Consider the following 9089-nt stretch of genomic DNA (forward strand, 5'->3'; position numbering starts at 1 on the left):
TACCAAATCGCAACCGTGTAAAGTACGCTTAAGCCGCATGGCATGAGGACTTCAGCGTATTTAACTAACCACACTCATGCCAGAAGAGCCTATTTAATAGTTTATTCCTTATTCCCTGCCACATCCTCAAGCAGCTTTGATGCCTCAAGATCTGCTTCATGTAGGGCAAGCACTATAGGATATTTCTCCATAGCATCACCAACTGCCTTATACTGGCTCTTTTCCTCAGAAAATCCCATATGCCACCTTATTGCAAATATCTCAGGAGTCTTAAGTTTCATAAAGCAGTTAATCAGCATAACAGATTTCTCTCCATGTCCTAAAGGCATGGTATCGTCTATTTCATAGCGAAGGACAGTCTCCCAAATAAAGTTGCCCTTATCATCATGTTTAACCTGCCAATTCTCAGCTGCAGCTACCTTTTCAGGATCATAAGTCTTCTGGTTCTTTGTGCCTTTCACATAAAAGTTTACCTTACAAAGGTCATGTAAAAGAGCCATGATAATAAGGCTCTCTTCTGGTATTGCCTCGATTATCCTTTTCCATACAGGAGACTCCTTCTTAGCTACAAGGCAGTCATACACATTAAGGCTATGCTGGAGAAGACCACCATCACATGCCAAATGAAACTGTGTAGATGCCGGTGCGGTATAGAAATCGGTCTTGTTCTTGATGTAATCCATCAATTCCTTTACGCCGTCTCTCTCCACGCTTCCCATCAGTTCTTCAAATCTCTTTATGTTTTCTTCTACGTTAATCATACTTGCAAATATCCTTTATTTTTTAGCTAACTGTTACTTTTGCAATTAGATAATCTATTAATGATAAAATAACCAATCTGCTGTCCAATAAAAATACCATACCATGTGATACAGTAGGATGCATAGAAGATTCGAAACGATAAATTACGCAAATTCAGTCATTAGGAATCGGAGGTCAGACATGCTTGGAGTAGACGTATTTATGGCATTTTTCATAGGTTTTGTTTGTTTTGGTTCCCACTATGCGTCAGAGGGGTTTGTTGCAGGATCAGCAGCAGCTCTTATCCTCTTTTTATCACAAAAGCTCAAATACGTGGGGACAGCTCTCGTTACCCTCCAGGGTGCAGTAATGTCTATCGTACTTGCAACAGAGCTTGTATCTCCACAGGTTCATAAAAGCATTTACACCTGGGTTGCAGCATTAGTGCTCTTCATATCTTACATGCTAATGAACCATGAAGTATTTGAAGATAACATTGATGATGCAGTAGATATCGCCGACTTTATCGGAACCATAATTGCTGTTATCACCTTCCCATTCCGCCTGATTGGATCAATCTTAAAACATATCATAAACGCTATCAAAAAATGCTTTATACAAATAGCACAACTATTTGTGACCATAAGAAAATTGCTTCATGGTAATGCAAAAAAGGAAGATTCCACCCAGGATCATCACGAACAGGCTAAAACAGATAATAACCATGCGAATTATGAACAGCAAAGACAAGAACAGGAAGAGCGCTTTCGCCGGGAAAGGGCAAGACGTGAACAAGCTGCCCGAGAACAAAGAAATTCTTCGAATATATCTTATTTCCAGAACTGTTCTAGCAGATCAGAACTGACTAAAGCTTACAGAAAATGGGTCAAGGAGCTCCACCCAGATAATGGTGGTAATCCCGAAGATTTTATTCGCATGTCAAATGAATATGACAGGCTAAAGACCCGATATGCGTGCTAACAACCTCACTTCAAGTAGGTTCTCTTTACACTGAATCCCCTGGGCAATGCCCGGGGGATTCGCTTTATATAAGAAAACTCTATTAATCACAAAACGAGCCGATGGGGTCGACTCGTTTCGCTAGATGTAACATGCAATAATCACTATTGCAATTATTTATTTTATTCTATTCCGTTAATGGTTGTTGTGTCAAATCTCATCCTTTTCCTTGCAATGAAGTCTGTAAGCCTCAAAGAAGTGAGCTGCTGTGCAAAGAAACCATACACCAGACATAAGAGCTCTTCCGCCAACTAGGCACATAAGTCCGCTCACCGCAAAAACTATTCCCAAAACTACTTCTGATCTTGATGTCATTTTTAACATTTCAAATCTCTCCTTTTCTCCAAGTCAATACTGTGTCAGTAGAAAGAGATTATCCTGCTTATTAGAACAGCCCTGCATATCCAACCGGATATCCGGATACTCCTCTTTTATCGTGCTATATCAATAAACCTTTCATGAAGGATACTGACCTGCTTTGCCCAAATGATATTTTCTATCCCTCTGCCTTACTTAATCTCGTCCTTAGTTCCGTCCTTTTTTACTACAACGAGCTTGCATCCAAGACCAAATGCTGCAACAGCTCCTGCAATGAGTGCCCAGGGAGCAGCTGCAATTCCAAGAATGCCGCCAACAATACCAACATTAACAGGTACGCTAAGCACGATTTCATCACCCTTAAGGATCTGGACTCTGTCTGCATTACCTTCAGCAACAACAGCCTTTACCTTATCGACGAGCTTCTGTACATCTTCTTCAAGCTCGCAAACCTTAGGCTGGAGATCCTTGATTGCTTTTTCTGCATCGCCGCTTGCCTTTAAAAGCGCTTCCTTTGCAGCCTTATAATCAACTCCTGCCTGATTCATTACCTTTTCAATGTCTTCAAGTGTGATTTTCATAATATTTGTCCTCCTATCACAAAACCATATGTCCAAGTGCTACTCCGGCTACATAGAAGATCCTGTAAATAAAGAGCATTACGATACCAATAGCCGCTATTTTCTTTAAAAGGACCTCTTCCCTGGATCCTCTGCTAAGAAAATCTGTAATCTGGGCTTTAACTGTTTCCATCATGTCAAAACTCCTTAAGTCTCCTTAACCAAAAGACCAACAATCATTGCAACTATAAACACAGGAAGTGCTACATAAAGCAGTCCTCCGACTACCATTGCTATTAAGATGAACGGCAAAAATACAAGGTAAAATGCAACCTTGATCATGCTCCATGAGAACTTAAAAGCAAATCCTATGAGCTTACCTATAAAACCAAACATACAAACCATAAAAAGCATTGTCAGTAACATGATCATCACTCTCCTTCTATATGTACCAACAACTGTTTCCTGTCTATGGTCATATTGTAAGCAAAAAGATGAATCTGTTACATATCAGGTAGAGCAAAAAACATATCCATATTTCTAATTCTTAGCGTCTTATGGCAAAAAAGGCTCCTTTTATATAAAAACAGACCATCAACGATGGCCTGTCAAATCAAAAGCTGACTAAGACAGCTTCTTAAATCACTTGTCATCAGAAGAAACCATATCAATCAAATCCTTCGTATCATCCCTGGTTTCTTCTCTCTTCTTTGCTTCAGTTGCAATCTTATCCTTCATCACTGCCTGCATTATAAGCCCCTGATCCTTAGCTGAGAACATGCTTATGCTCATGAGAAGCTGATCTATATTCTCTCTGTTAACTAGAAGGCTCCCACCCTTGGAGAGCTTAATCCTGATACACTTACTCTCATCTGAAACATTCCCAAGCTCTAACCTGTTACTTTCCTTATTACAGTAATATATCGCACTCTTATAGCCTATATGCCCAGTACTGTCAGCAAGATCAAAGTATTCACAGGGCCTGTTATCCTGCACGTATTCCTTTGCCGTACTGTTAAATATCTCCAAAAACGAGGACCTCTTGGTATCACCTATACTCTCAGGCCTGAGACTATGGGTATATATCTGATGCTTACTACTTTCGTTTATCCCTTCAGTTATCATAAAATCCCTCCATTCAAAACAAAAACAGTAACAAAAAGCCAGACCTGGCGGTTTTATCCATTACCGCCAATGCCTGGCAATCCTTTGCTATTTTGTTTATCGGAAGAAATCCATTAGAGCTTTAGCCACCAAAAACTTCAAGATCATCAGCACTGTAGTAATACGGTGTAGGATTTTCATGATCTCCATCTCTTCATTATATGAATTTCCTTTGCTTTTATTTACGCCTTGGCAGAAGACAACATTCCTCCAAATACTATTCCCGGAACAGACTTATTTTGCTCCTTATACTCTTCTCCTGAAAGAATAAGCTTTTCTACTTTAAGATCACAGAGCCTTTCTGAAGGCATGGTATAAGGATTATCAGAAAGGATTACCATATCAGCCACCTTTCCAACTTCAAGAGATCCGCGCTCTTTTTCATCAAAGGTAGTATAGTAACCATTATATGTGCACATTCTGAGAGCCTTTTTGATATCAACAGCTTCGTCAGGGTTAGAGTGATTTACAGCCTTATGCATCCAGACTATTGGGTCAGGATCCGTACAGGGCGCATCACTTCCAAAGGAAACAACGCATCCGTTTTCTGTAAAACTCCGCACAGGATTGAGCCTTCCATTTCTCTCTTTTCCAAGAATACTCTCTGTATACTCCGAAGGCTCCTGCTTCCAGTTATCAAAAGCTATCTGCATTGGGAGCTGGATATTGTAATCACTGCATATCTTCATACCTTCTTTGGTTGGAAGACAGTCATGGATAATCCCATGTCTGTGATCATCTCTTGGATAATCATCAAGCGCAGCCTTTAGAGCCCTTGTTGCCTGATCAAATGCCTTATCCCCGATGGCGTGCATCTCTATCTGAAGCCCTGCCCTGTTTGCGGCCTTGCAGAACTCAGCCACCTTTTCATCTGAGTAATAAAGAACGCCGTTACCGCCTATTTCATCTACATATGGCTCATTCATTGAAGCGTCATGGGATCCAAAGCAGCCATCCAAAGCACACTCAAAGCATCCGCCTATCCTTGGGAGCTTCCTACTTGTAGCAACCTTAACATTCATGGACTGGGGAAATACCCTTATCTGAAAACCGCGCTGGACACTCTTTGCAAACCACTTTTCAAGATTTATGTCTATATTAAGTGGAAATCCTACTCCGCTCACAGTATGGATCATGCCTATTCCCTTTGAAGCCTCATAATCAACGGCTTTTTGCATGTTTCTTAAAAGCTCCGGGAGCTGAATTGAATTGGTAATATAATCCGACACTGCAAAGAAGGCCTCCTGGTTCATCTCTCCAGTATCAGGATGGTAACCGCGAAGATTCTTCACCTTATTATCTACAAGCTTAAGAAGCGCACTGTTAACTATGCAGGCATGACCATCATACTTTACAAGAAATACCGGCTTATCAGAACATACAGAGTCGATTTCCTCCCTGCTTACAAGCCTTCCCTCTTTTACTGAGTAGGGCGAAGCCCCAAAAGCTATCATGATCTTCCCAGAGAACCTTGATTTAAACTCGCTTATTCCCTGCAGTATCTCTTCATTAGAGCTGCACTCCATTACATTTAGTCCTGCACGAAACGTTGAAAAAGACGCGAAATGCTGATGTGTATCACAGAATGCCGGTATTAGAGAATGCTCCCCGAGATCAATCTTAGTAGCAGCGCTGTATTTATCAGGAAGACTGTTTCCGACAAAGACAATCCTTCCCCCATCCTCGACAAGATATCTTACTGTTTCATCATCCTGATTGACAGTCAGGATATTCCCCTCAAAAACCTTCATAGCCTGCCATCCTCCGTGGCTTAATTATACAAAATTCCATGCTATCTGAGAACAGACAGACTTTTAGACAAAAAAGGCGGCAGATATTACCTGTAAAATATTGTTCGACTCAGATATTCATGGTAGAATTTTCTTAAATGTTGATATGTATAACATTTTTATATTCTAAATTGTTGATTTGGATGCATTTTAAACATTCCAAAATGTTGATGAGGTGTCGTAATGCTAAAAAGAAAAGTTACTGAGCAGCTGAAAAACTGGATTTCCACCAAAGATAAGAAATGCCTTATCGTCAAAGGCGCTCGCCAGACTGGAAAAACATATATAATTGAGCAATTCGCCCGTGATAACTACGAAGAAACCGTTGAAATCAACTTTAAAGAGACTCCTTCAGCCGCTGAGATTTTCTCAGGTGATCTGACTGTTGATAACATGGTCATGGCATTAAGATTCAGATTTCCGGAAAAGAAAATTGTTCCTGATAAAACGCTTATCTTTTTAGACGAGATCCAGGAATGTCCGGAAGCCATAACTTCACTTAAGTTCTGGGCTACAGATAACAGATATGACGTAATAGCTTCAGGCTCTCTTCTGGGTATAGATTACAAAAGATCATCATCCTACCCCGTAGGGTATGTTGATTACATCACAATGCATGGACTTGATTTCGAAGAATACCTCTGGGGACTTGGCATTTCTGATGACATGATAAGATCACTTCAATCCTTTTTTTCCGAGAAGAAGGCTGTTCCGGAAGGCATCCACAATCAGATGATGTCATATTACAGACAGTATATCGCGACCGGTGGTATGCCTGAAGCTGTTCAAAAATATATAGATACCAAAGATTACAGGGAAGTAGATAAGGTACAGCGGAGCCTCCTGCAGGGTTATTTGTATGATATAGCTCATTACGCAACTGCTGAAGAAAAGGTAAAGGCAGAAAAATGCTATCTTTCCCTTTCAAAGCAGCTCCTTGATAAGGAAAACCATAAATTTCAGTATAAAGAGATTGAACATGGCGCAAGGGCTCAGAAGTATTACTCAAGCATAGACTGGCTCCTAAGAGCTGATATCATCCAGCTCTGCCGGCTTGTTTCTGATATGCGCTATGATCTTGATGATTATGCAAGAGACGACTTTTTCCGGGCGTATACCACTGATCTATCTCTGCTTATTGCCATGAAAGATTTTTCACTAAAGCAACATATAGTTGAAAACACGCTTTCCGGAAACACAAAAGGTGGATTGTTTGAGTGCGCCATTGCAGATGCTCTGATCAAAAAAGATTACTCTCTTTTCTTCTATAAAAATGAAACAACTAAAAAGGAAATAGATTTTCTGATTCAAAAAGATGGCAAGGTCATTCCAATAGAAGTAAAGAGCGGTAATACGCGTGCTACATCGCTTAATTCTGTGATAAAAAATAAATCCGATATAGATTTTGGATATAAGTTCATAGATGGCAACATAGGCGTAGGAGACGCAGGAATAATCACCCTTCCGTTATACATGGCATTATTCATTTAAAAACATAAGCATAATCCCAGGGCATAGCTTTATGATGTCCTGGGATTTACATTTCTTCTACATAAAGCCCCAAAAGTGTACAATTAAGCTGTTGACGAATTCTCGGTGTACCGATATTATTATATATATAACGCTGTACCGAGGTATCGCTCATGAACATAAAAAAATATATTAAGGAAAATGGAATAAAGCTCTCAGATATCTGTAAAGCAACTGGCATCCCCTACACTACAATAGGGGACATTGTGAATGGCAAAACCGATATAGACAATGCCGGAGTAAGGGTTTTCATGAAACTGGCAGAAGCCTTTTCACTATCCATGGATGAATTCTACAGGCTTGCAAAGGAAACAGCACCAACTCCGGAATTGCCTGATGGGTACAGCCTGAAGATAAAAAATGGAAAATACTATATCTCTGGTACAAATGGCACATCGTACTTATGTAAAAATAATGAGCTGAATGCTCAATATATTAAGGATATAGCTGAAACGTATATTAGTAACATAGCTAGGAAAGCGAGGATGGATGCATGGGAGACGATGCTTTAGGATATTTTATCATGCGTAAAGATTCCCCTATTACATATGCAGAATTTACCACGGAAGGGGATATGATAAGTTATTCAAGAAATATCAAGAATAAAGAGCTTGCTCCCATTCAGGACATGTATCAGGGGAACTGGCTTAAGCTTTGGTGGAATGAACGCTCAATTCCTGTTGATCAGGATAATATTGCACATTTCCTCTCTGAAAACGGCTATTCAATGCCAAGTGACTATCTGATAAAAAACCTGGGGCTAAGCCTTACAGACTATTACTGGTTAAAACCTGTCGATAGCGAACTCACCTGGAAAGACGTTAACCTTTTTGATAATGATTTTAAGAGTAATCTGCTGAATTGGGAAAGGGAACCGTCAGAGCGCGAGGCAGACAGAAACACGCCTCATTACTCTCCCAATGGCTCTCTACAAGGAACTATTGAAAAAACATGGACAATCAACAACGGCGAGCGATATCTTATCAAAGGAAATCACTCATCCTTATCCACTGAGAGTATAAATGAGGTAATTGCGTCAGAAATCCATAAAAGGCAGGGTTTTGCCAACTATACTGACTATAATCTCATAGAAATAAAAGGGAAAGAATATGCTTACGGCTGCTATTCAAAACTTTTTACTTCCCAGAACAAAGAATTAGTATCAGCATGGGCTCTTTTTACCAATGAGAAAAAAAGCAACAATATTTCCAACTATGAACATCTGATGAATATGTGCAGGAAATATGGCATGGATGCGGACGCCATTGCAGAGGGACTTGATTATCAGATACTTGTTGATTTCATCATGTCCGGCTATGACCGGCACCTAAACAACATTGCTTTTATTAGAGATGCTGCAACTTTGCAATTTAAAGGACTTGCTCCGATCTTTGATAGTGGCGGATCAATGTTTGCCGGAAAAGCCATTCCCAAAAATGAAAAGGAGCTTCTTGATATAGATACTCACAGTTTTACCAAGAAGGAATCAGATCTTATAAAGCTTGTAAGGAACAGAAATGCCATCGATCTGACAAAACTCCCTCCTTCATCATTTATAAGAGAAGTTTACGCTAAGGATCCCAAAATGCATGAAAAGGACATAAATAACATTGCCCATTGGTATGAAAAGAAAATAGATTTATGCCGTGACATACAGCTGGGTAAGGAAGTTTTTCACAAGTCATACTAATTGGAATATATTCGATATTAGTTATAGATGATTACATAGTGTAATCCCAGGACATATTGATATGATGCCCTGGGATTTCATTTTCTTTAGCCAAATCATAAGTCGGCCTGTCATTATACTAGAATGGTATCTCACAGGATGTTTGTGATGAAATACAGCAAGGTTATTATTCCCACGAAATAAAGAGGCCTCTGGCATATGTGTGGAAGCCTACGCACCTTAACAACATAACAATATATACTTGAAAAGCCATCTGGCTTTCCTTAAAGTGTAGCT

General features: G+C 39.8%; 11 protein-coding genes. 4 read left to right on the forward strand and 7 right to left on the reverse strand.

The features are described 5' to 3' along the window. Positions 1–101 precede the first annotated feature (101 nt). Positions 102–761, reverse strand: a complete 660-nt coding sequence (locus tag BLR42_RS20900) for a hypothetical protein (protein ID WP_091873396.1) — start codon at positions 759–761, stop codon at positions 102–104. Positions 762–942: 181 nt separating this feature from the next. Here BLR42_RS20900 and BLR42_RS20905 point away from each other — a divergent pair, with 181 nt between their 5' ends. Beyond that, positions 943–1722, forward strand: coding sequence for a hypothetical protein (locus BLR42_RS20905; RefSeq protein WP_091873399.1), 780 nt, complete (start codon positions 943–945; stop codon positions 1720–1722). Positions 1723–1911: 189 nt separating this feature from the next. Here BLR42_RS20905 and BLR42_RS23145 read toward each other — a convergent pair whose 3' ends face one another. From BLR42_RS23145 to BLR42_RS20925, 6 genes are all read right to left on the reverse strand, one after another. Next, the gene (locus BLR42_RS23145) at positions 1912–2085 is read right to left on the reverse strand and encodes a hypothetical protein (protein WP_170832918.1); all 174 of its coding nucleotides are present in this window, start codon (positions 2083–2085) and stop codon (positions 1912–1914) included. Between the two features lie 185 nt (positions 2086–2270). Further along, positions 2271–2660 carry a DUF4342 domain-containing protein gene (locus tag BLR42_RS20910; protein WP_091873401.1) on the reverse strand — a complete coding sequence of 130 codons (390 nt, stop codon included), beginning with the start codon at positions 2658–2660 and terminating at the stop codon, positions 2271–2273. A gap of 16 nt (positions 2661–2676) precedes the next feature. After that, positions 2677–2835, reverse strand: a complete 159-nt coding sequence (locus BLR42_RS23150; RefSeq protein ID WP_170832919.1) for a hypothetical protein — start codon at positions 2833–2835, stop codon at positions 2677–2679. Between the two features lie 11 nt (positions 2836–2846). Next, on the reverse strand, positions 2847–3065 hold the full coding sequence (locus tag BLR42_RS20915) for a hypothetical protein (RefSeq protein ID WP_170832920.1): 219 nt from the start codon (positions 3063–3065) through the stop codon (positions 2847–2849). 216 nt (positions 3066–3281) lie between these two features. Continuing rightward, positions 3282–3764 (reverse strand): hypothetical protein, encoded by a 483-nt coding sequence (locus BLR42_RS20920; RefSeq protein WP_091873408.1) that lies wholly within the window; start codon positions 3762–3764, stop codon positions 3282–3284. A 221-nt stretch (positions 3765–3985) separates the two neighbouring features. Continuing rightward, a complete protein-coding gene (locus BLR42_RS20925; protein WP_091873410.1) occupies positions 3986–5554 on the reverse strand; it encodes an amidohydrolase in 1569 nt (522 codons plus the stop codon). A 222-nt stretch (positions 5555–5776) separates the two neighbouring features. Between BLR42_RS20925 and BLR42_RS20930 the strand changes: the two genes are divergently transcribed. The 3 genes from BLR42_RS20930 to BLR42_RS20940 all read left to right on the forward strand — a co-directional run bounded on the left by BLR42_RS20930 (position 5777) and on the right by BLR42_RS20940 (position 8813). After that, the gene (locus BLR42_RS20930; RefSeq protein ID WP_091873413.1) at positions 5777–7084 is read left to right on the forward strand and encodes an ATP-binding protein; all 1308 of its coding nucleotides are present in this window, start codon (positions 5777–5779) and stop codon (positions 7082–7084) included. Between the two features lie 152 nt (positions 7085–7236). Beyond that, the gene (locus tag BLR42_RS20935; protein ID WP_026528012.1) at positions 7237–7635 is read left to right on the forward strand and encodes a helix-turn-helix domain-containing protein; all 399 of its coding nucleotides are present in this window, start codon (positions 7237–7239) and stop codon (positions 7633–7635) included. Between the two features lie 11 nt (positions 7636–7646). Next, positions 7647–8813 carry a HipA domain-containing protein gene (locus tag BLR42_RS20940; RefSeq protein ID WP_139165235.1) on the forward strand — a complete coding sequence of 389 codons (1167 nt, stop codon included), beginning with the start codon at positions 7647–7649 and terminating at the stop codon, positions 8811–8813. The last annotated feature ends 276 nt before the right edge of the window (positions 8814–9089 follow it).

Source organism: Butyrivibrio sp. INlla16, assembly GCF_900104155.1.
Taxonomy (GTDB): Bacteria; Bacillota; Clostridia; order Lachnospirales; family Lachnospiraceae; genus Butyrivibrio.